Source organism: Halobacillus sp. ABR2_026, from assembly GCF_056158545.1.
Window position 1 is genome coordinate 474,873 of the sequence record NZ_JBSWTM010000001.1, and the last position, 26,571, is coordinate 501,443.

23 protein-coding genes, 1 pseudogene and 1 riboswitch are annotated in these 26,571 nt (G+C 45.3%); of the genes and pseudogenes, 17 read left to right on the top strand and 7 right to left on the bottom strand.

Annotation, left to right across the window (positions count from 1 at the left end; genetic code table 11):
• The first annotated feature begins 158 nt into the window (after positions 1-158).
• The 4 genes from ACXADE_RS02575 (at position 159) to ACXADE_RS02590 (ending at position 5,025) form a co-directional block, all read left to right on the top strand.
• A complete protein-coding gene (locus tag ACXADE_RS02575) occupies positions 159-542 on the top strand; it encodes a nuclease-related domain-containing protein (RefSeq protein WP_474982180.1) in 384 nt (127 codons plus the stop codon).
• A gap of 375 nt (positions 543-917) precedes the next feature.
• A complete protein-coding gene (locus tag ACXADE_RS02580; protein WP_474978953.1) occupies positions 918-3,065 on the top strand; it encodes a type IA DNA topoisomerase in 2,148 nt (715 codons plus the stop codon).
• Between the two features lie 234 nt (positions 3,066-3,299).
• Positions 3,300-3,935 (top strand): 2OG-Fe(II) oxygenase, encoded by a 636-nt coding sequence (locus ACXADE_RS02585; RefSeq protein WP_474978955.1) that lies wholly within the window; start codon positions 3,300-3,302, stop codon positions 3,933-3,935.
• Between the two features lie 127 nt (positions 3,936-4,062).
• Entirely contained in the window at positions 4,063-5,025 is a 963-nt protein-coding gene (locus tag ACXADE_RS02590) for an ATP-dependent 6-phosphofructokinase (protein WP_474982181.1), read from the top strand.
• 56 nt (positions 5,026-5,081) lie between these two features.
• Here the strand turns inward: ACXADE_RS02590 and ACXADE_RS02595 are convergent, their stop codons facing one another.
• Positions 5,082-5,447 carry a hypothetical protein gene (locus ACXADE_RS02595; protein WP_474978956.1) on the bottom strand — a complete coding sequence of 122 codons (366 nt, stop codon included), beginning with the start codon at positions 5,445-5,447 and terminating at the stop codon, positions 5,082-5,084.
• A 155-nt stretch (positions 5,448-5,602) separates the two neighbouring features.
• Positions 5,603-7,117 carry a BCCT family transporter gene (locus tag ACXADE_RS02600; protein WP_474978957.1) on the bottom strand — a complete coding sequence of 505 codons (1,515 nt, stop codon included), beginning with the start codon at positions 7,115-7,117 and terminating at the stop codon, positions 5,603-5,605.
• 268 nt (positions 7,118-7,385) lie between these two features.
• On the opposite strand from ACXADE_RS02600, the gene ACXADE_RS02605 reads away from it, so the two are divergent.
• Entirely contained in the window at positions 7,386-7,646 is a 261-nt protein-coding gene (locus tag ACXADE_RS02605; RefSeq protein ID WP_474978958.1) for an alanine--tRNA ligase-related protein, read from the top strand.
• Between the two features lie 19 nt (positions 7,647-7,665).
• On the top strand, positions 7,666-8,568 hold the full coding sequence (locus tag ACXADE_RS02610; RefSeq protein WP_474978959.1) for an alanyl-tRNA editing protein: 903 nt from the start codon (positions 7,666-7,668) through the stop codon (positions 8,566-8,568).
• 871 nt (positions 8,569-9,439) lie between these two features.
• On the opposite strand, the gene ACXADE_RS02615 is transcribed toward ACXADE_RS02610, so the two are convergent.
• Positions 9,440-10,630: an IS110 family RNA-guided transposase gene (locus ACXADE_RS02615; protein WP_474978960.1), complete on the bottom strand. Its 1,191-nt coding sequence runs from the start codon at positions 10,628-10,630 to the stop codon at positions 9,440-9,442.
• Positions 10,631-11,178: 548 nt separating this feature from the next.
• Here ACXADE_RS02615 and ACXADE_RS02620 point away from each other — a divergent pair.
• The 10 genes from ACXADE_RS02620 (at position 11,179) to ACXADE_RS02665 (ending at position 20,353) form a co-directional block, all read left to right on the top strand.
• Positions 11,179-13,233 (top strand): BglG family transcription antiterminator, encoded by a 2,055-nt coding sequence (locus tag ACXADE_RS02620; protein ID WP_474978961.1) that lies wholly within the window; start codon positions 11,179-11,181, stop codon positions 13,231-13,233.
• Positions 13,230-13,748 carry a PTS sugar transporter subunit IIA gene (locus tag ACXADE_RS02625; RefSeq protein ID WP_474978962.1) on the top strand — a complete coding sequence of 173 codons (519 nt, stop codon included), beginning with the start codon at positions 13,230-13,232 and terminating at the stop codon, positions 13,746-13,748. Before ACXADE_RS02620 ends, ACXADE_RS02625 begins: the two co-directional genes overlap by 4 nt.
• Before the next feature lie 2 nt (positions 13,749-13,750).
• Positions 13,751-14,035: a PTS sugar transporter subunit IIB gene (locus ACXADE_RS02630; RefSeq protein WP_474978963.1), complete on the top strand. Its 285-nt coding sequence runs from the start codon at positions 13,751-13,753 to the stop codon at positions 14,033-14,035.
• A gap of 30 nt (positions 14,036-14,065) precedes the next feature.
• Positions 14,066-14,350, top strand: coding sequence for a PTS sugar transporter subunit IIB (locus tag ACXADE_RS02635; protein WP_474978964.1), 285 nt, complete (start codon positions 14,066-14,068; stop codon positions 14,348-14,350).
• Positions 14,351-14,392: 42 nt separating this feature from the next.
• On the top strand, positions 14,393-15,652 hold the full coding sequence (locus ACXADE_RS02640; RefSeq protein WP_474978965.1) for a galactitol-specific PTS transporter subunit IIC: 1,260 nt from the start codon (positions 14,393-14,395) through the stop codon (positions 15,650-15,652).
• A 14-nt stretch (positions 15,653-15,666) separates the two neighbouring features.
• Complete coding sequence (locus tag ACXADE_RS02645) at positions 15,667-16,698, top strand: zinc-binding dehydrogenase (RefSeq protein ID WP_474978966.1); 1,032 nt, start codon at positions 15,667-15,669, stop codon at positions 16,696-16,698.
• A gap of 24 nt (positions 16,699-16,722) precedes the next feature.
• Positions 16,723-16,893, top strand: a complete 171-nt coding sequence (locus tag ACXADE_RS02650) for a hypothetical protein (RefSeq protein ID WP_474978967.1) — start codon at positions 16,723-16,725, stop codon at positions 16,891-16,893.
• A gap of 18 nt (positions 16,894-16,911) precedes the next feature.
• A complete protein-coding gene (locus ACXADE_RS02655; RefSeq protein WP_474978968.1) occupies positions 16,912-17,967 on the top strand; it encodes a galactitol-1-phosphate 5-dehydrogenase in 1,056 nt (351 codons plus the stop codon).
• 166 nt (positions 17,968-18,133) lie between these two features.
• The gene (locus ACXADE_RS02660) at positions 18,134-19,702 is read left to right on the top strand and encodes a metal ABC transporter solute-binding protein, Zn/Mn family (RefSeq protein ID WP_474978969.1); all 1,569 of its coding nucleotides are present in this window, start codon (positions 18,134-18,136) and stop codon (positions 19,700-19,702) included.
• A 135-nt stretch (positions 19,703-19,837) separates the two neighbouring features.
• Complete coding sequence (locus tag ACXADE_RS02665; RefSeq protein WP_474978970.1) at positions 19,838-20,353, top strand: YehS family protein; 516 nt, start codon at positions 19,838-19,840, stop codon at positions 20,351-20,353.
• A 160-nt stretch (positions 20,354-20,513) separates the two neighbouring features.
• Here ACXADE_RS02665 and ACXADE_RS02670 read toward each other — a convergent pair whose 3' ends face one another.
• The 4 genes and pseudogenes from ACXADE_RS02670 to mmgD form a co-directional block, all read right to left on the bottom strand.
• Positions 20,514-20,711 carry a hypothetical protein gene (locus ACXADE_RS02670; protein WP_474978971.1) on the bottom strand — a complete coding sequence of 66 codons (198 nt, stop codon included), beginning with the start codon at positions 20,709-20,711 and terminating at the stop codon, positions 20,514-20,516.
• Positions 20,712-20,972: 261 nt separating this feature from the next.
• The gene (gene prpB, locus ACXADE_RS02675; protein ID WP_474978972.1) at positions 20,973-21,893 is read right to left on the bottom strand and encodes a methylisocitrate lyase; all 921 of its coding nucleotides are present in this window, start codon (positions 21,891-21,893) and stop codon (positions 20,973-20,975) included.
• A gap of 25 nt (positions 21,894-21,918) precedes the next feature.
• A pseudogene (locus ACXADE_RS02680) lies at positions 21,919-23,362 on the bottom strand (bifunctional 2-methylcitrate dehydratase/aconitate hydratase).
• Positions 23,363-23,437: 75 nt separating this feature from the next.
• Positions 23,438-24,553, bottom strand: a complete 1,116-nt coding sequence (gene mmgD, locus ACXADE_RS02685) for a citrate synthase (protein WP_474978973.1) — start codon at positions 24,551-24,553, stop codon at positions 23,438-23,440.
• Positions 24,554-24,973: 420 nt separating this feature from the next.
• Positions 24,974-25,174, bottom strand: a riboswitch (cobalamin riboswitch).
• A 210-nt stretch (positions 25,175-25,384) separates the two neighbouring features.
• On the opposite strand from mmgD, the gene ACXADE_RS02690 reads away from it, so the two are divergent.
• The gene (locus ACXADE_RS02690; RefSeq protein WP_474978974.1) at positions 25,385-25,774 is read left to right on the top strand and encodes a YbaN family protein; all 390 of its coding nucleotides are present in this window, start codon (positions 25,385-25,387) and stop codon (positions 25,772-25,774) included.
• Positions 25,775-26,571 lie beyond the last annotated feature (797 nt).

Consider the following 26,571-nt stretch of genomic DNA (forward strand, 5'->3'; position numbering starts at 1 on the left):
CTGGGTCTCTTTTTTTCTGGACATTAAAGGGGCTGGCGTTTTTAATAAGGGAGGAAAGAGCAAACACATGATAATAAACCCCCGCGTCGTCCCACCTGATATTACCCATTCAGAAATGCTGCTGCACTGCAATCTCTCCATTAGAAGAAATTCTATCGATTAAGCGAGCCGGATGGTCAGGCGAGCAATCTCTTGATTTTTATCTTCATTATTTGAAAGGTCCTCATTCCATGCTTCAAGACCTCTGTATCCATGATGACCACCACTTTTTCCAAATGGACACGGTGATGATATTCCCGTCCTTTAAATTGATCATTGAAGCTGAAAATAGGATCGGCCAGATTTACATCCATAGACAAATGAAAGAAATGCGCCGCGGCACAGAAGAATTCCAGGACCCTATCGAGCAGGCCGAACGCCAAAAGCAGCTGCTGGCGGAATGGGTGAAACAGCACATTGGATTTCAGATTCCCATCGACTTTGACACGATTTACTATTCATCCATCCGATCTGCAAAAAGGCGTCAGATGCCCAGCGTGTGAAAGGTATTCAATGAAGAGAGCCCAAATGAAATGGGCCTGTCCCGCTTGTTCTCATACCTCGCTGGATGCTCATGAACGAGCCTTACCTGAGTATGCCGCGCTGATCGTAAAAAGTCATAAGCGCGGGACTTTCTGAACGTGAACTCCCGTCATGTGGTGTACCGACTATTAAGCGCTTATAGTAAGGGAACGAGAGGTTCAACTAAGAAAGCGGAATTTATACTGGATGAATGAATGCTATGCTCGTTAAAGATTGAGTGAGTCGCGTGAAAGACTCAGCACAGCGCGCCAACGAACAAAAGTACGGCGTCAACCTCTTGCTTTACGCTTCTGTGCATAGTACTCTTGGGGTTCAACGAAGGGAGTGGGGAGACCATGACGAAAGTGGTCATCTTAGCGGAAAAACCCTCTCAGGCAAAAGCATATGCAGAGGCTTTTAAAGTACAGGAAAAAACGAAAACGTATATAGTATTGAAACCGGATGATACGTTCCCGGCTGGGGCGACGATTACGTGGGGCGTTGGTCATCTGGTGGAATTGAAAGAACCGCATGATTACAAGCCGGAATGGAAGAAGTGGAAGCTGGATCAGCTCCCGATTGTTCCGGATCGCTTTCTGGAAAAGGTATCGAAAGGAAAGTGGGAGCAGTTTAAAGAGGTCAAGCGCTTGTTCCAGCAAGCAGACGTCCTCATCAATGCTGCTGATGTGGACAGGGAAGGATCGAATATCTTCTACAGTATCCTCCGGTTGACTGGTGTGAAGGGGAAGCCGGTCCAGCGCTTGTGGATCAATTCTCTGGAAAAAGACGAAGTGCGTAAAGGCTTTAAAAATCTACAAAACAATGAAAAAGATTTGCGTATGTTTGATGAAGCGAAAGCCCGTCAGATCAGTGATTGGATGGTAGGGATCAATGCCAGCCGCCTATTTACTCTCCATTTGCAGAAAAAAGGTTTCGGGAGTTACTTATCAATCGGGCGTGTGCAGTCGCCGACGGTTTATTTAATATACCAGCGACATAAGGAGATTGAAGACTTTGTCTCCGAGCCTTTCTATCAGATCGAGGGCCTTTTCCAATCGGAGGCGGGTTCCTATAAGGGTCTGGCTGAAATTAAAGAGAAGGATAAAGCGAAAGTACAGGCGCTGATGGATCAGCATGGACTGAAAGAAAAGGTAGATGACGAGGGGACGATCCAGCGTGTAGACAAAAAGACGAAACATCAAAAATCACCGAAGCTGCACTCCCTGTCCACGTTGCAAAGTGTCGCGAACCGTCGTTGGAAATACACGCCATCGCAGGTGTTGAAGACGATGCAGAAGCTTTATGAGAAGAAACTGGTTTCCTATCCGAGAACCGACTGTAATTACATTACAGAGAGTGAATTCTCTTATTTGGTGAACAACTTGAAGTCTTATCAGGATACACTGAATGTGTCGTTTACTCCAATCACTTTAAAACCCAGAAAACGGTATGTCGACAGTAAGAAAGTTCAGGAACACTATGCGATCATCCCGACGAAGACGGTCCCTACAGAAAAGAAGCTCAACGGGTTGAGTCGTGAAGAACATAATATTTATTCCGAAGTGATGGCCACCACGCTTGCGATGTTCCATAGCGACTACGTCTATGAAGAAACGACGATATTCACTCATGTGCACGAGCTTCCTTTCAAATCGACGGGGCGGAGAGAGGTGCATCGAGGATGGAAAGAACTTTTTCCGAAGCCTTCGAAAGCGAAGCAGGAGAAAGATGCACTGCTTCCAAATGTCGAAAAAGGGGAAGAGGTAGGCGCTCGCCTTCATATCAAAGAAAGTATGACGCAGCCCCCGAAACCGTATACGGAAGGCCAACTGATCAACATGATGAAAACGTGCGGAAAACTGATGGATGATGAAGAAGATGTAGAAATCCTCAAGGAAGTCGAAGGTCTCGGAACGGAAGCGACCCGGTCGAGCATCATCGAAACAATTAAGGCGCAAAAGTACATCGAAGTGAAAAAGAACAATGTTTATGTCACAGCTAAAGGGATTACACTGTGCGAGGCTATCGAAGGAACGCTGTTGTCCAGTCCCTCCATGACAGCTAAGTGGGAATCCTATTTGAAGAAAATCGGAAGCGGAGAAGGATCGAAACAGATGTTCATTAAGCAGACGAGCCAGTTTATTGAAAAACTAATTCAGGAAACTCCAGATTCCATCCAACAAGTTCAAATCCGAGATACCGGTGAAAAGAAGAAATGGAATACACCAATTGCCAAATGCCCGGCATGCGGAACAGGCTCCATCATGGACCGGTACAAATTCTATGCATGCTCTGAATACAAAAAGGGGTGCAAGGTGAGTTTTCCGAAAAGACTCGCCGGAAAAACGCTCACAGCCAATATGATCAAAACGTTGTGTGAGAAAAAGCGAACGAAAGTTTTGAAAGGATTCAAAGGGAAGAAAACGTTCAGCACAGCCCTGATGCTGGATGAAGAATACAAGATTAAATTCGACTTTAAAAACAAAACAGAAAAAAGCCGCTAACCCGATCATTTCGAGCATCACCGCCTCTATTCAAGGTGGTGGTGCTTCTTTATATGGGGGTCTGAAGAAATGTTTTGGACTTTTTTCTATCATATGTGAACAAATATGGAATTTTTATCAAAAATAAAGAATAAAAAGTAAAAAGGTGATATGATATCTCATATCCTATCATTCCGGACAGGATATATGTTTTATGAAAGCGTTTTATCAAAATAAGAAGAGGTTGATGAAAAGTTGACATTAACAGTGAAAGAAACTTCCATTTTCGATCATACAGGAAGCAGGATTGTTACATCAGATCGTGAAGTCGCCATTATTGCAAAAATGGAAGATCCAAAGATTGCTATATTGGGAAACGTCGTCAGTGATGCGGAATGCGAGCAGTTGATCCGTCGGTCTAAAAGTCGGATGAACCGGTCGAAAATCGGTTCCAAGCATGAAGTGAACGATATCCGGACAAGCAGCAGCACGTTTCTGCCGGACGATGATATTACGAGCCGCATTGAAAACCGATTGGCGCAAATCATGAATGTTCCTGTCGAACATGGAGAAGGTCTTCACATCCTGAACTATCAACCAGGGCAAGAATATAAAGCACACTATGATTATTTTAAGGCTAAAGCAAAGCCTGTCAGTAATCCGAGGATTAGTACACTCGTCCTGTATTTGAACGATGTGGAGGAGGGCGGCGAAACTTATTTCCCTCACATGAACTTATCTGTATCTCCACAAAAAGGCATGGGCGTCTACTTTGAATATTTCTATTCCGACTCTGCCATCAATGAACGGACGCTGCACGGTGGTTCACCGGTTGTTACTGGAGAAAAATGGGCAGCTACGATGTGGGTGCGTAGAAAACAATATCGTTGAGGATGAAGGAGTGCTGGAGGCTGCAATGATGAGGCAGCTTCCAGCACTTTTTGAGTTTCTGCCAGTTATTGCTACAATAGTAGAGAATGTACAACGTAGAATTACATAAGGAAAGTGAGTGGTGATGGTGAAAAGAATCGCAGTTCTGACGAGTGGAGAAGATGCTCCAGGAATGAATGCCGCCCTGCGTGCCGTCGTAAGGTCAGGGTTGTATTTTGAGAGAGAGATGATCGGTATCAAGTACGGTTTCCAAGGTGTATTTGATGAAGAACTTGAAGAGATGGATGCTGCTTCCGTAGGCGCGATTATCCAACGTGGAGGAACCATTCTTCAGTCGTACAAAAGTGAGGAAATTATGACCGATGCTGGTCAGGAGCAAGCGATTCAAATCTTAAAGAGACACGAAGTAGATGCCCTCGTCGTCATTGGTGGAAGAGATGCCTTGCGCGTAGCTGCCTCTATTAGTGACAAAGAGTTTCCGTGCATTGGAGTGCCTGCTACCATCGACAATGACATTCCGCTTGTTCATGAGACGATTGGTTTTGATACGAGTTTGAATACAATTATTGAATACATCGACCGCCTGCGTGATACGGCGTCCTCTCATGAAAAGTCATCCATCATTGAAGTAATGGGAAGGGACACCGGCAATTTGGCGTTATGGTCCGGTCTTGCCGGCGGTGCTGAAAATATACTGATCCCTGAGAAGAAAGAGGATCTTCCTGCTATCATTGAGCAGATCAAAAGTGGTCCTTCAAGGGAAAAAAGGTACAGCATCATCATCGTAGCCGAGGGTAGCGGTGTGAGTGGAATCGATCTCAATGATAAGTTGAAACAAGAAACGGGGATGGAGTCAAGGGTGACCGTCTTGGGACACACCCAGCGCGGAGGAGCTCCAACAGCGAGAGACCGGGTGCTGGCCAGCCGTTTAGGAGGTCATGCCATCGATTTGTTGTTGAATAAGGAATTTGGAAAAATCGTAGGTTTGAAAGACAATAAGCCGGTGAGTCATCCGTTCGGAGATGTGTTCTCGCAAAAAATGGGCATAGATAACAGTATGTACGACCTATCCGGCCGCTTGTCTATATAATTTTTAAGCTTGGGAACCTTCCCAAGCTTTTTCTTTATGCAGGGGAGGTGGGCAGCTTAAGTTAGGACAATCCATAAGCTTAAGATAAACATCACCCCAGAAAGAGGGGTCATCACTCGTTTTTCTTTTTGACTTGGTGAGATCAAATTTGCAATGGTATTCAGGCCTAAAAAAACAGTAATGATCCAGATCCATAGGGTTGTAGGGATGAAGTCGAATCGTACATAACCAAATGTATGCTGCAAAAACACAAAACTCATAAGTGTAAGCACGATCGCGTTCCCTGCACTCAAAATCCGGAGCTTTACAGGCAATACTTTATGAGAACCCCCTAAGGCAAATTCGCCTAAAGGAAAGCCAAGGGAGAGCAGGACCTGGAAACCGGCAACTGTCAAAAGCAGTCCCGTCATTATGAACGCCATATCTTCACTCCTTCAATTGATTGTAAAGGATTCAATGACGACTTTATCGTACCATATATATGTAGCAGACCATTGAGGTAGGAGTGAGGAGTAAAAAGAAAAACAGCCCCTCATGGATGAGCAGGCTGTGTAGATGGTTTTAGCGGCCGGAACATTCAGCTGGCCTTGTATTGTTTCTTTTTGCGTCGTTTTGACCATATTTCTGCATTGGCTGATTTATAAAACGAGAAGCCCATAAGCAGGATAATCGCCGAAAATGGCAGGGCTGCAATAATCAACACATTTTGCAGTCCTTGGGTGCCGCCAAAATAGACGATGATGGCAGCGGTGGCCGATAGACATAGCCCCCATAGGATTTTAACCGCACCGGAAGGGTGGATGGAACCATCTGTTGATAACATCCCCAGGACGAAAGTGGCGGAGTCTGCCGATGTTATGAAAAAGATAGCGATGACAAAGAGGGTGATGAAGGTCATCAGTGTGCCTAACGGATATTGTTCCAACATCGCAAAGGTGGCTGTTTCCATCGGATATTCTGAAATGGCGGCCAGCCCTTGCTGTTCGAGGTCGAGAGCGGATACACCGAAGACCGCGAAAAAGACGAAACATACAATGGCTGGAACAAACAACACTCCAAGCATGAATTCTTTGATTGTCCGTCCTCGTGAGATACGGGCGATAAAGATTCCGACAAAAGGGGACCAGGACATCCACCATGCCCAGTAAAAGATCGTCCAATTGTTGATCCAGGTCCGGTTCTCTTCTTCAATGGGGGCGATACGGAAACTCATGTTGAAGAAATTTTGAATGTACCCTCCGATCGATTCCGTGAACATATTCAAAATGAAAAGAGATGGACCGACGATCAACAGCATAATCATCAGGACGAAACCGAGAGCCAGGTTAATATTACTCAAATATTTAATCCCTTTGCTTATGCCTGACCAGGCGGAAATGATGAACAGTATTGTAGAAATGACCAGAATCGTCAGTTGAACCCCATAATTGCTTGGCGTGTCGAAGAGGAAGGCGAGTCCTTCATTAATCTGAGCAGATCCGAAGCCTAGTGTTGCCGCGACACCGACAACGGTAGCAACAACAGATAGGACATCAATCATTTTCCCAAGAGGACCTTCCATCCGTTCTTTTCCGAAAATGGGGATGAGTGTAGCACTGATCAATCCCGGATACCCTTTGTGGAATTTGAAATAGGCGAGCACCAAAGCTACGAGAGCATAAACCGCCCAAGCATGGATCCCCCAGTGGAAAAAGGAAAACTGAAGCGATTCTTTAATCGCCTGCGTACTTCCAATCTCTGCATTCGGACTGCTTTTGAAAGCATGGGAGATGGGTTCGGCCGTTGTCCAAAAGACAAGTCCCATGCCCATACCGGCGCTGAACAGCATGGCAAACCAGGAGATGAGGTTGAACTCTGGTTTTTCATCTTCTTTGCCGAGTTTGATCTGATTGAATCTTGAAAAGATCAAATACACACAAAAGGCGAGCATCATCATGATGATCAATAAGTAATACCAGCCGAAAGTCGTCGATATGAAACTAGTGGCTGATGAGGTTACGCTTTTTAAGTGATCTGGTCCTACGACTCCCCATAGGACAAAAAGTATACATATGGCCAGACCATACCAAAAAACCAAAGAAACATTTTTCATTCGTTCGCTCTCCTTATGTAAGGTTTTGTAGAAATATGTAAAATATGCCAACTTATATGTTACCTGCAGCACCTTCTTGATTGCAAATGAATTCCGTGCTGAAAAAGGGGCTGCACGTCCACACTGTGACTTAGTTACCCCTTGGAAGTAACGCTCAAACCTTGAAGAATCGCATGATTTCAAGAAATGAAGAAGGGCCTTTATAGCCACCCCATATGCTTTCCATACGTGTTACGATACTTTTAGACATGCAGAGGAGGAACGTAGAATGACGAGAAAACTTTACTACGAAGATGTATATAAAATGGAATTCTTTTCTCAGGTAGTGAAAACTGGGGAAGATGAACGAGGTCCGTATGTGGTCCTTGAGGCGACTGCCTTTTACCCGGAAGGAGGCGGACAGCCTCATGATGAAGGGACAATCGCGGATATTCCTGTGAATGATGTGCAGGAAGTGGACGGGGAGGTCCGTCATTACATAACAGGAGTAATCCCTGGATCAGCAGCAAGTCCGCGGGGCAGTCAATGAAGAAAGGCGTCTGGACCACATGCAGCAGCACAGTGGCCAGCATATCCTTTCGGCTGTATTTGATGATCAGTTCGACATGAAAACGACGAGCTTCCATTTAGGGAGTGAGACAGTGACCATTGATTTGGATGCAGAAGAATTATCGGAAGAAGTGTTGGCGCAAGCTGAGAAGCGGGTGAATGAAATCATCCGCATGAACCATCCGGTAGAAACAAAGTGGATGTCTGCTTCAGAAGCAGGTAACTATCCCCTTCGTAAATCACTTGCTGTTGAAGAAGAAGCGCGGTTAGTCATCATTCCAGGGGTCGATTACAACGGGTGCGGGGGGACCCATCCGCAAACCACGGGAGAAGTAATGGCCGCTAAGTTATTAGGGTGGACGAAGAACAAAAAGCAGGTACGAGTAGAGTTTGCCTGTGGTCACCGGGTTCTCAAGAAACTCGGGGAAAAGCATCGAGTGGTGACAGATTTGAAGCGCATCGTTCCAAAGCCTGAGCACCAGCTTGTCGGAGAAATCGAAGAATGGATGAGAGCGGGCAAGGAGAAAGATAAAAAAATCGCTGGACTGGAAGAACAACTTCTCGGTTATGAAGCACAGGAAATCCTCTCTCGTGCAAATGGGAAACAGGTCATCCAACATGTTTTCCAAAATCGAGCAATCAAGGCCTTGCAGACTTTGGGGAAAGCCATCATAAGTGAATCGCCCGACAGCTATATGATCCTGGTTAGTGAGCAGGAGGACCAGCTGCAGTTCGTCCTTGCCTGTGGAGAAGCGGTCGAGCGCAACATGAATGAAGTCGCTAAACAAGCTATGGTTCTCATTGATGGAAAAGGCGGAGGTAAACCGAATTTTGTCCAGGGAGGCGGGAAGAGAACATTAGCCGGCGAGGACTTTGCCGCTCACATTCGTAACTTATTGTAATGATGAAGGATAGGAACAAAATGAAAGACAATCTGTCATTCATACAGATTGTCTTTTTTATATCCACCGTTGATAGAAGAAGGAGGGCTTTTTCTTCGGAAATGATCGAATATTTAAAAGTAGGCTCTGTTAAAGTTTAGTGTTGATATTTGCATCAACAGATTGAAGTGACAATGAATGACAGGATAATAAAAGGGAATTTATTCCAGTTATTGAAACCTCTAGATGATCTCCTTTCACGATGTAACCAATGAATCTTGTTGGATTATTATTTCGAAACGGAGTCTTTAACTAAATGGCAGGATTGTTGAAGACTTGATTTCGAGACTTCTGTGTTGTGAATAGGGGCTTCGGGGAATAGCTCGCTTTCCGCGGGAGCGCGGTGAGCCTCCTCAGGCTAACGCCTTGCGGGGTCTCACCCTGCACTTTTTTCCCGCAGGAGTCTCGCCATCCCCCTCCGCCCCTTAGCCATGGCAGATTCTCTAAATCACTACTGAAACAATCAGCTTGAATGACTGAGGAAAGTAGATCATATACCCTCTCCACAGCAGGCATTCAGAATTTATAAGCTTGATACAGAGCACTTTATGCCTGCCTTAATATGGGGAAGGAACAATTCCTCTAGGTATAGGGGTCGTTTCTCCTTACTATGAAAGGGGTGGTTGGGAAGCTGCGAGACTCCCGTGGGAGAAAGGAGATCGGCGAGATCCCGCAGGGCGGTAGCCCGAGGAAGCTCGCCACTCCCCCACAGGAAAGACCAGCTATAAAAAGTCAAGGTTGTAAAGTGAAATTTCATTATCCTTTATGAAGCATTTTTGCCTCCACTCTTGGAAGAGGCATTTAAAAGCTTTTAGCTCTTTACTGTATGGCTTTATTTCGGGCGAGACTCGTAAGGCTTCTTATCCCTTAATATCGCAAAGATAATGTGGGTCAGCTTACGGGCTACAGCTCCCACGGCTGTTCCGTGGGCTTTCCCTCGTTTTCTTAGCTTTTTATAGTGCTGAGACAAAGCAGGATCTTGAAAGCTAGCGACAAAAGCGGCTTGCCATATGGCACGACGGAGGTAAGGAGACCCTCTCTTCGACATCTTCATCCTGTTTCCTTGGAAGTTGCCTGATTGGTGTACAGAAGCATCTAATCCTGCGAAGGCAACGAGTTGTTCAGGACGTTCAAAACGGTCGATGGAACCGATCTCCCCTAATATGGCTGCCGCAAGAACATCGCTAATACCGATAATTGTAGTTAAGTAGTGCTCCTGGCGATTTGAAAGCTCTATGAGCGATGCTTCTATCTCGCTAATTTGTCGGTCCAAGAGGGATAGTTGTTCAAGGAGAATGTGAATCTGCACCCGAAATGCTTCTCCTCCTATGGATATGCCGAAGCTTTCCTGTGCTTTTTCTTTCAATTGATCTGCCTTTTCCTGAGCACGCCGCTCGCCGTATCTCCCTTTACTAGCTTGATTTAGGAGCTCAGCGAGTTTTTTTGTATCAATAGATAGAAGGTCTTCAGGTAAAGGATAATGAAGGAGAACTTCGGTAGAAGATACACCAAAAGTATCGGAAAACAAACGTTCATATTCCGGAAACACTTGATCGAGAAGAGAAATAATCTTTCGTTTGATATCTGAACTTTGGTCCACTAAAGAATAGCGAAGGCGCTCCAAGTTCTTTAACTGAAGGAGGTCATCTTCAATAAATGGGGTAGCCTCCGGGTTATCAATCCGGATAACCTGAGCGATGAGGTACGCATCTCGTTCATCTGTTTTCGTCTTACGAATATAAAAATTCCGTAAGGCATCGGATTGTAGAGGATTGAACGAGGTTACTTTAAATCCAAGCTTATGTAGAAATGAAAAGACGGATAACCAGTAATGACCTGTGGCCTCAAGTCCACATGCGCAATTATCTGGTGTAATCTCGTGTTGATTTAAAAAATTTAGAAGTTTGTCGCTCCCTGATTTGGAATTAGAGAAACGTACGGTTTTACCTATCGGTTGTCCATGTTCATCAATTAAACCAGCCTCATGGTTCTGTTTCCCAATATCAATGCCGAGATAATACAAGAAAATCCACCTGCCCTGTAATAATTACCAGATGGGAGGGTTCCTCCGAATCTTTACAAGTATCCAGGCTCGTTAGATATACGACAACGACGTGTCATCCAGCTTATACGGATTATCCTGTAAAGAGGGAGGTGTCATTCTTTCCTACGAAGACATGGCTTCAAGCGAGGCGTCGACACCTCCATCTGATTGCCCTCATTATACCTCGGAAGAAGGTAGTGAGGTCCACCAGAAATGATCTGGTAACTATAATATACGAGCGAGTGGCTTCCCAACCACCCCTGACGCTCAACCAGGCAATGAATCCATGGAACATCTCGAAATAAAGTCTTCAAGAAAAGGGAGCTTTCGTTGAATAAGACCAATATAATAATGAACTTCCATAAAAATGGGAATTTATTATTTGCAGTAATATCAACACTAAACTTTAACAGAGCCAAAAAGTAAATCCCTATGATGTACAATCTCTATTCATTAACTTGTGATGAAAGCGTATACATAGTCGCTTTCATGGGTGCTACAATGAAAACACGGAAGGGGGACAGGGTGTGGAACTCAATGAAAGAAGCAATAAAATCCTTCACGAATTGGTTGTCAATCCGAGAATTACGAGTACAACTCTCGAGAAGAAATACGAATTAACCCGGCGCCAGCTTGGCTACAGTTTCAATAAAATCAACGATTGGCTGGTGTCTCATAACCTCCCTGAAATCGAGCGGACGAGACAGGGGCAGTTCATTATTGACCAGTCTATTTTCGCCCAAGTCAATGGCGAACCGAGTCCTTCGATGGAGCCCGTCGTATTGTCTGAAAAACAAAGGGTACACTTTATTATTTTAATGCTTCTCAGCCGGGAAGAATTGTCTTTGAACCATTTTACTTTCGAATTGGATTTCAGCAAAAATACAATCCTTAATGATTTAAAACAAGCACAATCCATTTTGGAATCGTATGGAGTGAAGATTACATACTCCAGAAAGAACGGCTACATGCTGGAAGGAAGAGAGTTCCAAATCCGCAGGGTCCTTATTAAAGTGATCTATGATCTGCTTAATCAGAGCGGAGCGGTGATAGTGAGGGAAATGGCTCACCTGTCTACCGACTATTTAAAAAGGTTTACACAGAAGATTGAGAAGTTTGAAGACTTGCTCAACATTCAATTTACGGATGAAAAAATGGAGTCGTTGCCTTACATTCTTGCCTTGAATTTAAGAAGAATGGAGCGAGGATTTCTGATCACTTCTTTTCCAGCGCAACACCGGGATATTACTGGTACGAATGAATACAGCGTCATAGGAGAGATGTTCGAATCCCTTCACATTCCGGAAGAAGAGCGTTTGTTTATGACTCTCCACTTATTGACGACGAATGTGTATCGCTCAGAGAAACTCGCGGATGAGGATATATCAGCGGAGTTGAAAGACAAGATCGAACAGATGCTACAACTTTTTGAGAAAAGTGCCTGCATCTACTTCCAGGACCGGGACCACCTGGTGGATAAACTATTTCAGCATATTCGTCCAGCTTACTACCGGATCAAATATGGACTTACAGAAACACAAGTCATCCACTCCTCGATGGCCGATGAATTGAAAGAAGTCCATCACCTTGTGAAGCGGTCCATCAAACCTTTGGAAGATTTTATTGGCACCCATATTCCTGACAATGAAATCTCTTATGTCACGATGCTTGTCGGAGGGTGGATGACCAGGCAGGGAGAAAGCATCGAGAAGAAAGTGAAAGCTATTGTCGTCTGCCCTCAAGGTGTATCCGTCTCCCGATTGTTATTTAATCAGCTGACAGAACTTTTTCCTGAATTCATTTTTTTGGATTCCTTATCCGTTCGGGAATTCGGAGACTATGAATTGGATTACGACTTTGTATTTTCCACGACTTCGTTGGACTCAGAGGAAAAAGTGTTTACTTGTAAGGCCTATTTGAATAAAGAGGATCGGCTCCGGTTAAGGAAACAGGTGATGATGGAAGTTCAGGGATATCTCCTTGATGACATTCATGTAGACCATCTCATGGATATTATCAGAAGTCACGCTACAGTCCACGATGAAAAAGCATTGGTCGAAGAACTGAATTCTTACGTGCATCGTGAAGAAGAGGCATCTATTAAACAAAACATGGGAAGCAAAGATCTTTATTTGGAAGATTTCCTACCATTGGATCACATCAAAGTCAGGAAATCAGTAAGTTCCTGGGAAGAAGCCTTGAAACTCGCTTCACGACCTTTGGTGAAGAAAGGGTACATTGAAGACCGATATGTGGAGACGATGATGTTCCATATGGAGAGGGACCCTTATATTATTATTTCCCCCCACTTTGCTATTCCTCATGCAGCTCCTGAAGACGGAGTGAACCAAGTAGGGATGAGTTTATTGAAGGTGGAGGACGGGGTGGCCTTTAATTCAGAGGAAATCGTCCACATCGTCGTTGTTATTGCCGCAGAAGATAAGAAAAAACATATGCGCGGGTTGATGCAACTCATGAAATTAGCGGGTTCTGAAAAGGATCGGGACCGTCTCATACAAATGAAAGATGCAGAAGAGATTCATGAAGTAATACAAAGATACTCCATTGATGAAAACGAGTGAAAAATCTGATAGATCATATGGTGAAGAAGGTGAAGGATATCTATTTTAACGAATCTGTCATTCTATTAAATATAGAAGAACCATCCAAAGAGGCTGTATTAGAGAAAATGGGAAGAAATCTCGTAGATTTGAATTTAGTCAAAGAAAGCTTCATCCCTGCCATTATTGATAGGGAGAAAGAATATGCGACTGGGCTGCCGACTTCCGGAGTGGCTGTGGCTATCCCGCACACGGATGTCGAGCATGTCCATAGGAAGACAGTGAGCGTAGGAGTATTGGAAGAGGCGGTCGAGTTCGGCGTCATGGGTGATGATAAGGAAACGATTCCAGTCCGCATCGTCTTTTTACTGGCGATGGATGAAGCCCATTCGCAATTATCTCTACTGCAGCAGTTGATGGCTGTTTTCCAAAATGAAGAGGTTTTGTTAACGATTCTTGAAGAAGAAAATAAAACGAGCATTCGAAAGCTTTTGGAAGAAAAATTGGATTTCGGTGCTCTTGAAGAGGAGAAATAAACATGGCGAAAAAGCAAGTGTTAGTGGCATGTGGAGCAGGAATTGCAACATCTACAGTAGTAAATGGAGCGATTGAAGAGATGGCGAAAGAGAACAATCTGAATGTCGATCTCGTTCAAATTAAAATTGCAGAAGTAGGAAGTTATGAAGATACGGCGGACTTGCTTGTGACGACCGCCATGACTCAGAAGGAGTATCCGTTTCCTGTCATTAATGCACGTTCCTTTTTAACAGGGATCGGAACGGATGAGACGAAGAAAGAAATTTTGACAGCGCTTCAAAAATAGGAATCTATCAAAAAAAGGAGGGGGTTTATGATGGCAAAAAAACAAGTGTTGGTCGCATGTGGAGCAGGAATTGCAACATCTACGGTTGTTAACGGAGCGATTGAAGAGATGGCGAAAGAAAACAATTTGGACGTTGATCTTGTCCAGATCAAAATTGCAGAAGTAGGTAGTTATGAAGATACGGCGGACTTGCTTGTGACGACCGCCATGACACAGAAAGATTATCGCTTTCCAGTCATCAATGCGCGATCCTTTTTGACCGGTATTGGAACAGAGGAGACGAAAAAAGACATTTTACAAGAGCTGAAAAAATAAACGGATGACTGGTTAGCTGAAAGAACGAGGGAGGATGATTTCATGCAGGGTTTCGTCGACATCGTACAAGGATTTTTAGATTTAGGGGCAACGGTTATTCTGCCCGTCGCTATTTTCTTATTAGGGCTGCTGTTCGGACAGAAACCGGGGAAAGCATTTCGGTCAGGTTTGACAATAGGAGTCGCATTTGTAGGTATTTTTCTAGTCGTAGATTTATTGGTTAACAACTTGGGACCGGCAGCACAGGGGATGGTGGATCGTCTAGGTGTGGAATTGAATGTCATTGATGTAGGTTGGCCGGCCTCTTCCTCTATCGCTTGGGCATCTGTCGTCGCTGCCTTCATTATCCCGTTAGGTCTTGTCGTCAATGTCATCATGCTTGTGACAAAAACAACGAAAACAATGAACGTGGATATTTGGAATTTCTGGCATTACACCTTTATGGCTGCCATGGTGTATGCCGTTTCCGGAAGTATTGTCCAAGGGTTGATTGCGGCGGTCATTTTCCAAGTGGTCTGTCTCAAAGTCGCAGACTGGACAGCCCCGATGGTGAGTAAGTTCTTCGATCTTCCGGGGGTTTCCATCGCCACAGGAAGTACGATCTCTTATGCTCCCGGTATTTTCCTTGTGCAATTGTTGAATAAAGTGCCGGTAGTGAAGAATTGGAATGCGGATCCGGAGACGATCCAGAAGCGTTTTGGCATCTTTGGAGAATCGATCTTCATTGGCTTATTCCTAGGGGCGGCTATCGGAATTCTTGCTGGATACAGTGTCGGGGACGTCATTGAAATCGGCATGGCGATGGCGGCGGTTATGGTTCTGATGCCACGAATGGTCAAAATTCTTATGGAAGGTTTGATGCCGGTATCCGAGTCGGCCCGTGAATGGTTATCCAAACGTTTCGGAGATCGGGAAATTTATATTGGGCTGGATGCAGCTGTTGCTCTTGGGCACCCTGCGGTCATTTCCACGGCTTTGATTTTAGTACCGGTTACCGTCGTTCTCGCAGTCATTCTCCCTGGAAATGCGCTGCTTCCGTTTGGAGATTTAGCAACCATTCCATTCGTCGTTGCCTTTATTGTCGGAGCTGCAAGAGGAAACATCGTCCATTCCGTCATTGTAGGCACATTGATGATCGCTGTGTCGCTGTACATGGCCACGGATGTTGCTCCTATTTTCACAGAAATGGCTGTGAATGCGGACTTCGATATGCCTGAGGGCTCTGCCAAAATTTCTAGCATCGACCAGGGGGGCAACATCGTCAACTGGGTTATCTTCAAAGTCTTTAACTTGTTTAATTAAAGGGAGGCATTAGGTTGAAAGCACTTGTGAAAAAAGAGCTTGGATTTGGAAATTTAGAAGTACAGGATAAACAGGAGCCAGCCGTAGCCAGAGACCAGGTGAAAATCGAAGTGAAATATACAGGCATATGCGGATCGGACATTCACACCTATGAGGGCCATTATAAAGTGAAAGTACCTGTCACTCTGGGGCATGAATTCTCCGGGGTCATCGTCGAAGTAGGAGAAGGGGTTACAGAGTTTCAAATCGGTGATCGTGTCACTTCTGAAACGACCTTCTATGTATGTGGAGAATGTGATTACTGTCAGAACGGTGATTACAACCTGTGCAATCACCGTAAAGGGCTTGGTACCCAGCAGGACGGAGGTTTTGCGAAATACTTGATTGCACGGAAGGAAAGTGTTCATCATCTTCCATCTGACGTCGACTTTCGTTCAGGGGCGATGACGGAGCCACTGGCTTGTACGTACCATGCTGTTGAAAAAACGATCATCCATCCGGGAGATTTGGTGGTCGTCATTGGACCTGGGCCGATCGGTTTGTTTACCGCTCAAGTTGCCAAGAGCCGGGGGGCAACCGTCATCATCGCCGGCTTGTCTCACGACCAGATCCGGCTGAACAAGGCTGAAGAATTGGGAGTCGATTATGCGGTCGACATCCAAAAGAGAGATTTAAAAGAATTTGTCCATGGACTGACGGATGGCTATGGGGCAGATGTTGTGTATGAATGCTCGGGAGCTGTCCCAGCGGCGGATCTTGGACTGGACTTGTTGAAGAAGAAAGGACAGTACGGCCAAGTGGGTATTTTCGCCCAACCTGAGATCCCGTTCAATTTAGAAAAAATCATTCAAAAAGAGATCAAGGTAGTCGGAAGCCGTAGTCAAAAATCAGCGGACTGGGAGCCGTCATTGGAACTGATGAACAGTGGTCGAGTGAACGCTCGATCAATGGTGACTCACGAATTTCCGATCACAAAATGGGACGAAGCGTATCAGGCCATCAAGAAAGGCGATGCCATCAAAGTGTTATTGACGCCTGTCGATTAAAAGGTAAGAAAAGAGGGTTGGACTATGATCGATGCATTTTTAGAATTCATGCTTGGGCCGATGCGGTCCATCGGAGATGTCTATTTTGATCACCAGATGATCTTCAACTCTATCATTGTAGGTGGAGCTTGTTGGAAACTCATGAATCAGCGATCTTCCCGCTCCCAGGCTGTGGAGGAAACGGAAAATAGATAGGAAGCAAAGGTGAGACATATGAAGACCTTGAACCTTTATGGAACACAGGATATTCGGTATGAAGATATGCCGGATCCTGTGGTGAACAGGAAAGACGAAGTGGTCATTGAAGTGAAAGCCGTTGGAATTTGCGGATCTGATGTGTCCAGGTATAAAAAGCTGGGTCCTTATATAGAAGGAATGACGTTCGGACATGAATTTTCCGGAAAAGTGGTCCAAACCGGGGCGGACGTTCAACACCTGAAAGTTGGAGATCGCGTCGCAGGTTGTCCGACGTTCTATTGCGGGAGGTGCCATAGTTGTTTAAAAGGAGATCTCGCTCAATGTGAAAATCTGACCTTAATAGGGGCGCGGCATCCGGGGGCGTATGCGGAATATGTCACGCTTCCTGCCACTCACGTCCTCCCCCTGCCGGAAAATGTGGATTATGATACAGCGGCGATGGTGGAACCTTCATCCGTTGTGGCCCATGGATTTTACAGGACCAGCATCCAGCCGGGAGCTACGGTTGCGGTCATGGGGTGTGGGAGTATTGGACTGTTAGCCGTCCAATGGGCGAAAATTTTTGGCGCTGAACAAGTGATTGCCATTGACATAGACGATCAAAAACTGAAAATCGCCGGAAAAGTCGGTGCAGATGTGCAGATCAACCCTAAAGTGGACCTTCCTCACGAAAAGGTAGCGGAAATCACCGGACAGTTGGGAGTGGATGTTGCTGTCGAATGTGCCGGTTCCCCCATCACTTCCGAGCAGGTGCTTGCGCTTCCGAAAAAAGGCGGCGAGGTCCTTTATATGGGGATTCCCTATGCAGATGTGGAGATCGAAAGGTTCTACTTCGAAAGGATTGTCCGTAATGAATTGAGAGTGATCGGATCATGGAATGCGATTTCCGCTCCTTTTCCCGGGAAGGAGTGGAGTTCCACCCTGCATTACATGAGTACGGGACAGCTGGATGTCCGGCCTTTGATTTCCCATCGTTTATCATTGGAAGAAGGCCCTTTAACTTTTCATCAATTAATCAGTCAACAGGGTTCATTCCTGAAGGTGATGTTTTACCCTAATCTAGAAAAATAGCTGACGAAAAGACTGCTTTCTGCGGTCTTTTTTTATGTCTCATTTACCTACCAGCAGGAGGAATTTCCTTCATCCTTCCGTGAATAATCCAATTATCGTAATGATTACTATTTACAAACAGTAATCATTACGATAATATGGTTTTTGAAACAAAGGAGGAGAAAGTATGAAAAAAATAGTAGCTCGTATCATTGTTCCCGCTCTCGTTGTATTGGGATTAGTGGGATGTGGGGGAGAAGAAGCCGCCACTGACAGTGAGGGGAAAACAGAACCAGAGAATGAAGAACTCAAAGTGTTCACGACAGTATATCCCCTTCAGTTTTTTACTGAAGAAATCGCAGGAGATGCGGCAGCAGTGGAATCGATTCTGCCCCCGGGGTCCGACCCGCACACCTATGAACCCACCACTAAAGAAATGATTGCTCTTGCGGATGCTGACGCTTTTATTTATAACGGTGCTGGTCTTGAGCCCTATGCCGCTAAAATATCTGAATCGATCGAGGCGGAGGACGTTCAGATCGTGGAGGCATCAAAAGGGATCGATTTGACCGAACATGTACATACGGAGGAAAAGGAAGAAGGTGAGGGACACGAAGGCCATCACCATGGAGATGAGGACCCTCACGTGTGGCTTGACCCGATGCGATCGGTTGAAATGGCTGAGAATGTGAAAGAAACGTTGGTAGAATTAATGCCGGCACAGGAAGAGACGTTCAATGAAAACTTTGAGAACCTGAAAGGGAAGTTGGAAGATCTAGATCAGGACTTTCGCGATGGAATCAGTGACTTACCCGGAAACAAAATCATCGTCTCTCATGCCGCCTACGGGTATTGGGAGCAGGCCTATGGCATCCAACAGCTTGCGATTTCCGGCTTGAGCCCGACGAATGAACCTTCACAAAAAGAAGTTCAAACCATCATTGATTTGGCAGAAAAGTACGGATTGGAGCATGTTTTCTTTGAACAGAATGTCACACCGAAGATTGGGGAGATTGTAAGGGAGGAAATTGGTGCGGAAGCTCTAAGACTGCACAATTTATCTGTCCTTACAGAAGATGATATTAACAGTGAAGAGGATTATTTCACTCTGATGGAACGGAATTTGGAAACTTTGAAGAAAGCCTTGTCTGCTGCGAAAAAGAGTCCCGATGCAGAAGAGGAACACGCTCATGATCATGCTCATTCCCATGATGAGGAAGCGGAAAAGATTTACGAGGGATATTTTGAAGATGAGCAAGTGAAAGACCGTTCTTTATCTGATTGGGAAGGTGACTGGCAATCCGTTTATCCGTACCTCAAGGATGGGACGTTGAATGAAGTATTTGCTCATAAAGCGGAAGAAGGAGACAAAACAGCCGAAGAATATAAAGACTATTATACAATAGGGTATCAAACAGATGTCGAACGAATCGTGATCGAAGAGAACACAGTTACTTTTTATGAAAATGGCGATAAGGTATCAGGAAACTATCGTTATGATGGATATGAAATCCTGACTTATGAAGCGGGGAATAGAGGGGTTCGTTATATTTTCAAGCGGGAAGATGAAAAGGAAGGACTCCCTGTCTATATCCAATTTAGTGATCACAGCATTGATCCGACAAAAGCGGACCACTATCACCTGTACTGGGGATCTGACCGCGAAGAGTTGCTTGAGGAGCTGACAAACTGGCCGACTTATTACCCTTCCCACATGGATGGGGAAGAGATTGCTGACGAAATGATGAAACATTGAGTTTATGTATACCGGCTTAAAACTTTCCCCATTCGGTTAGACTATCCTATACTTGAACATGTTATGATTAGAACTTAATCATTCTACTGAATCCACTTCAGTGGGAGAAGGAAACAGGATGGGAGGCTCTGATCGATGGATAATAATGATATCTTGATTCGATTAAGATATGCCGTTGATATAAAAGATCATGAAATGGTGGATATCTTTAAACTTGGCGGCGTTGATCTGACGAAAGAGGAAGTCCAGAAAGTCCTCACGAAATTAGAGGATGCGGATGAGATGGATGACGAGGAATATGAAGATGAGGATCATATCAAGTGTACGAACAGTATGCTCGAATCCTTTCTGAACGGGTTCATCACATTTAAACGAGGACCTCAGGAAACGAAACCGGGGCAATCAAACAAACCGGATCGATCCATCAAAAATTACTCCAGTGTGAACAATGTCATGCTGAAAAAAGTGAAAATCGCGTTGAAACTGACGAACGAGGACGTCATCGACATATTAGACGCGGCAGGTGTGAAGATCACGAAAGGGGAGTTGAGTGGTTTATTGAGAAAAGAAGGCCACAAAAACTACCGGCAATTCGGCGATCAATATGCTAGAAACTTTTTGAAGGGTTTAGCGATCAAGTATCGCGGATAAGAAAAAGAGGCCGGACGAAGTGTCCGGCCTCTTTTTATGTATTTAATTAACGAACGCTCCCTTGTATGGAAAGGTATTTTCAATGTGTGCGTTTCGAGGCTCCGGGAAAAGGATCGCTTTCCATGGGGCGGAAATATTCGTAGAGCCTTTACACATGCTATTAAAATTTGCGGACGTGAACAGGATCGATCGTGCTGGAAAGGGGATACTTCACCCTGAATTTTTGATTGATGGCATGGATCAAGGCATGTTTGGCCTCTTCGGTGGCGATTTCTCCTTCTTTAATATCCTGATGGTTCAACTTCACTTCAAAGTCGATGTGGTGATGTTTATAATGAATTTTCCCATGAACGACCATGGCGGCCCCCTCCTTACTAACCAAGAATCTCCTGACCCTTTTCCCCTGCCATTCCATCCCTAAACTAAACGAAGCTTAAGCAGGCTCTAAAGAAAAAACAGTTCGGTACGTCCTGGATGAAGCATCCCCCCTTCTTATGTGGTCCTGCGGAAAGTGGCCGATTTTCTTTTCTCTCACGTCTTTTCATAAACTAAGCGAACATCGTTAAAGGGTCATAGCCTCCCTAAGAAAAAGAGAAGGGGGGACCCTTCTCTTGATAGACTACTTGTTTTCTTTTCCGATTTCCGGCAGAACCGTTTTGGCTACTTTTTCATCCAGCGCTTCATAGTCATAATATTTAATCGTGTTATATAATTCTTCTCGTGTTTGCATATCTTGAAGCTTATCGACCTGCGTGTCTTTCTCCATGATTTCTGCAAAGACCCGCTCATAAGCTTTCGCCGCGGCGCGTAAGGAGGTTACGGGGTAGATGACCATGTCCATCCCGAAGGACTGGAAGTCTTTACCTGTGAAGTAAGGGGTTTTCCCGAACTCGGTCATGTTGGCAAGCAAAGGTGCTTCTATGGAGGAGGAGGCAAAACGGAAATCTTCCTCATTCGTGAGGGCCTCCGGGAAAATGGCATCAGCCCCTGCTTCCACATAAAGGTTCGCCCGCTCGATGGCTTTTTCCATGCCTTCCACTGATTTAGCATCTGTTCTGGCCACAACGACAAGAGTTGGAGCGACTTCTTTGATGGTGCGGATCTTCTGCATCATTTCTTCCTGCACGACCAACTTTTTCCCGTTTAAATGGCCGCATTTTTTAGGCAGGAGCTGATCTTCAATCTGTACTGCTGCTACACCTGCTTCCACCATTTCCCTTGCTGCCCGGGCAACATTTATGACCCCTCCGTATCCTGTATCAATATCAACGAGAAGAGGAAGATCAGAAGCTCGTATAAGCTCGGTGGCTTTTTCGGCCATTTCGTTTGAATAGATGAGTCCGAGGTCTGGGAGGGAGCGGCTTGCTGTGTACGCGGCCCCTGATAAATAGAGGGCTTGGAAACCGGCATCCCTTGCTACCTTGGCAGACATTCCATCATGAGCTCCAGGTATCTTCAATAATTCCGTTTGTTTCATCAAACGTTGAAACGTTTCGGCTCTCTCAGCTTGAGTGGATTTGGGTTCAACAATCCATGACATGGGTTCGTCCTCCTTTTGTATTCATCTAAATTCGGAACATTTCCATGAATCTTGGTACAGACGTATCGGCCAGTTCCTCATAATCCTCACACAGGTTAAGAATTTTGTTCACCTGATGGAATGGAAAACGGGTTTTTAAGTTTTCCTGGAATTTATTTAAGAGAAGAGGAATCCCTTCATCACGACGGCGTCTGTGACCAATGGGATACTCGACCGCTACTTGTTCCGAATGGGTGCCGTCATTGAAGAACACTTGGACGGCGTTGGCGATCGACCGTTTTTCGGGATCCAAATAGTCCTTGCTGTACTGTTCATTTTCTTCTGTCACCATCAAATCCCGCAGACGGTCAATCTCCGGATTGCGGGCAGTTTCATCTTCGTAATGATCGGCATTCAGCGATCCAAAAAGAAGGCCGATCGCTGTAATGTACTGCAGGCAGTGATCACGGTCGGCCGGGTTATGAAGGGGGCCGGTCTTATCTATGATTCGGATGGCCGATTCGTGGGTTGTAATCGTAATTTTCTCTATATCGTGTAATCGGTCTTTGATTTTATCGTGTAAATGGATGGCCGCCTCCGCAGCGGTTTGCGCATGGAACTCAGCAGGATAAGAGATTTTGAACAATATGTTCTCCATCACGTAGGAATCGAAAGGCCGGGCCAAAGTCAGTTCTTTGCCACCGAAAAGGACATCCTGAAATCCCCACTCAGGAGCGGTAAGAGCTGTTTTATAGCCCATTTCACCTTTCATCGTCATTAACGCCAGCCTCACACCACGACTGGTCGCATCCCCGGCTGCCCATGATTTGCGCGAGCCTGTGTTCGGGGCATGTCGGTAGGTGCGGAGACTCGAATTATCGATCCACGCCTGGGATAGAGCATTCTCAACGTCTTCTGTATTTCCACCAAGCATAGCCGTCACCACTGCCGTCGTTGCGATTTTTACATAGAGCACATGGTCGAGTCCTTCACGGTTCAGACTGTTATCCAACGCCAGTACACCTTGAATTTCGTGGGCTTTGACGATGTATTCAAGGACGGTTTCCATTTGCATAGGCTTTCCTCCATCAGCCACCTGTTTTCTGCTGATGAAATCGGCCGCAGCGAGAGATGCCGCCCAAGTTATCGGATGGATGCCCCCATTCGGCAGCAAGCCATGTATCGTTATAATCCAGCCAGCGAATCATACATCCAATATTAAATGCTGCATGTACAGGGTCCAGCTCGTAAGATGTCCCGGGAACACGTGATCCGTTAGGAACAACAGTGCCAGGTACAATCGGTCCTAAATGTTTTGTACACTCTGGATATCTGAGGGCTAAGAAGCCGCAGCCTAATGTATCCATTAAGACATACTGCGCCGTTTCCAACGCTTCTGCACTGGTGATCTCCCCGTGTACGGCATAATGAGAAATGTGTTCCAACAACTCGTCCGTTCCTTGTGTTTTGTCGACTTTAACGTTTGTCATGTTCTTTTCCACCTTTCCTGTTTTTATGTAAGAAGTAATGAACCACCGACCGGGGCAGACCCCGGTCCTTGGCTGTTAAGGATGCAATCCCCTCGGCCCCCTGTAAAGGACTCTTGGCCGGAATAACTTGTTGTTTGCATACTGTTCTGAGATATGAGCACACAACCCGAGGGTGCGTGCAGAGAAAAAGATGGGGGTGTAAAGATCGATCGGTATACCCAGCAGGTAATAGACAGGCGCTGCATAATAATCAAGGTTCGGATACAATCCCTTTTCTTCTTTCATGAGCTGTTCTCCTGCTTCACACATGGCGTACAAATCTTCACGTTTTTTGTCTCGGGCAAGTTCCTGAAGCGCTTGCTTCATTAATGCAGCTCTAGGATCCATCTTCTCCATATAGACGCGGTGTCCAAATCCCATGATTTTTTCTTTGTTCTGCAGTTTCTCATAGAGAAGATGTTGGAACCCGTCCGTTGTTTTTGCATCGAGAAGCATATGCATAACCGCCTCATTTGCACCACCGTGAAGGTTGCCTTTTAAAGAGGCGACAGCGCCAGTCAGGGCGCCGTAAATGTCTGCGTTGGTAGAGGCGATTACCCGCGCAGTGAATGTCGAGTTCGGCATTTCATGTTCACTGTAAACCATCAGCGATTGATCGAAATACCTGGCTTCAGCGGGTGTCGGTTCTTTTCCGGTCATCATGTATAAAAAGTTTGCACTGTAGGAAAGATCCTGTTTTGGTTCAATGACTGGGTGATCGTGAAGGATATGATAACTGTTGGCAACAATGTTCGGGATTTTCGCTAACAGTTTGATCGCAATGTGAGAGATGGCTCTTTCGTGACGTTCGTTCAAATGTTTTTCATGCCCGGCAAGAGCGGATATTCCAGTCCTTAAGGCATCCATCGGGTGGGTTTCCTTTGGAAGCTGATGGAATAGGGAGAAGAAGCCTTCTGGAAGCTGGTAGTCTTTCTTTAAATCCTGCTCAATGATCTCTCGCTGATCTCCATTCGGAAGCGTTCCTTGTAATAAAAGGTGAATGAAATCTAAATACTGTTTCTGTTCTGCAAGCTCGATTAGTTCATATCCACGGAGAACGATTTCCTCCGCCTCTACATCCAAAAAAGAAAGGTGGGTCTCTGAAGCAATGATTCCTTCTAAACCGGGTTTGTAGCTGGTCTGATCTTGCATATGACTCCTCCTTATCGCTTATAGAGTAAACGCTTACAAAAATAGTCGCGCGAGATTCGCACGCTACTTTCCTGAAATCTCCTCCCGGACAAGCAGATAAGCTTCCTCCAGGTGATCCAAACTCTCTTTATGCTGCACGGCCTCAGACTTCAAGCGCTCATAAGACGCTTCAAGAGGACAGGGATCAGAAGAATGCAGGTGTATCATAATATAGGACTTAAGCTCATTGACGTAATTTTCGGTAAAGGACATATGAAGCACCTCTGGTTTATTCGAATTAAGTGCATGAAAAAAACAACTTCCAAAAGAAGTTGTTAAGTTGAGTTGATCGTTACAGAGATGGAGCACGGATCTGGCATACGAATGCACCTGTCCATACTCTTACCACTCGCACTTAACACCTCCTATCCTCGTAGGGAATGATGTTGGCTGAATCAGGCAGGTCTCCTGGCTTAAGATCATCGCTTCCTGGATCCTTCCCATTCTCGTTCCTGACGAGAACAGTGGTCTTCCAGTTCGCTCCCAAATACAGTTGCGGGACAGCATCGGCTTTTTACCGATTTCCCTTTTAAGCAGGTGAACAAAAAAGTGTTCATCTGCACCTGATTCTGACGCATATTCAGTTTTAACTTCTTCAATATAACAAAAATTTTGAAAATAAACAATCTTTCATCCGCGGAGCTTCCTCTTCCTTCTATTAGGAAAGTGACCTTTTCGTGAAATTTCATTAGAATCAGTTGAAGCGGGGGAGGAATCTAAAGTAAGCTGAAAAAAGGAAGACCGCCTAGTGTATGGTGGTTGTAGTAGTAACGATGCATTGAGGAGTCCACTATGAAGCAAATCGTTAAAATAATTTTGATTATCGTTGGTAGTATATCGCTTGTGCTCGGAATCCTGGGAATTGTCCTCCCTCTTGTTCCTACCACTCCTTTTCTACTCTTGACAGGCGCTTGTTACGTCCGAAGCTCGGATCGGTTATACAACTGGCTGATGACGAACAAGTGGTTCGGTTCTTATATTAAAAATTACAAAGCAGGACGCGGAATTCCTGTACGTGCCAAAGTGTCGATGTTGATTATGATCTGGTTTTCTTTCTTGTTTTCTGCTTTTGTAATCACCTCTGATCTTTTATTGAGAATTGGGTTTATCTTCGGCGGGTTTTTTTTCACAGTTCTCATCCTTTGGACTAAGACATACAGGGAAGAACAGAATTCTTCCTAAGGGATTGAAAAAAGAGTCCTCTCCAAACATGGAGAGGACTCTTTTTTTATATTTGGCTTATTCAACGAAAGCTCCCTTTTCTTGAAGACTCAGCTTCGAGATGTTCTGGGGGTTCATTGCCTGGTTGAGCGTTAGGGGCGGCTGGGAAGCCACTCGCTTTCCTGCGGGGATGGCGGCAAGCCTCCTCGGACTTCGTCCTGTGGGGTCTCGCCAGCCCATCCATTCCCGCGGGAGTCTCGCAGCTTCCCAACCACCCCTTTCATAGTAAAGAGAAACGACCCCTATACCTAGAGAAATTGTTCCCTCTTCCCCATTTTAAGGCAGGCATAAAGTGCTCTGTATCAAGCTTATAAATTCTGAATGCCTGCTGTGGAGAGGTTATATGATCTACTTTCCTCAGTCATTCAAGCTGATTGTTCCAGTAGTGATTTAGAGAATCTGCCATGGCAAAGGGGCGGAGGGGAATGGCGAGACTCCTATCTTAAGTGTGCAGGCGCCTCGTTCGGCGGCGTATGGACTGGACTGAGCTGGAGGAGATAAAGGAAACACGAAGAACGAAGAGATTCGATGTTGACTTATCGTACAGAAGTGAGGGAAGTCTCACTAGCCGCTAGGCGCAGAAACCGGATATCTACGAGGAAAAAAGTGCAGGGTGAGACCCCGCAAGGCGTTAGCCTGAGGAGGCTCACCGCGCTCCCGCGGAAAGCGAGCTATTCCGCGCAGCCCCATCCACTCAAAAAACATCTCGAAACGTAGCCTTCAACAATCCTCCCTTTAGCTAAAGACTCAGTTTCGAA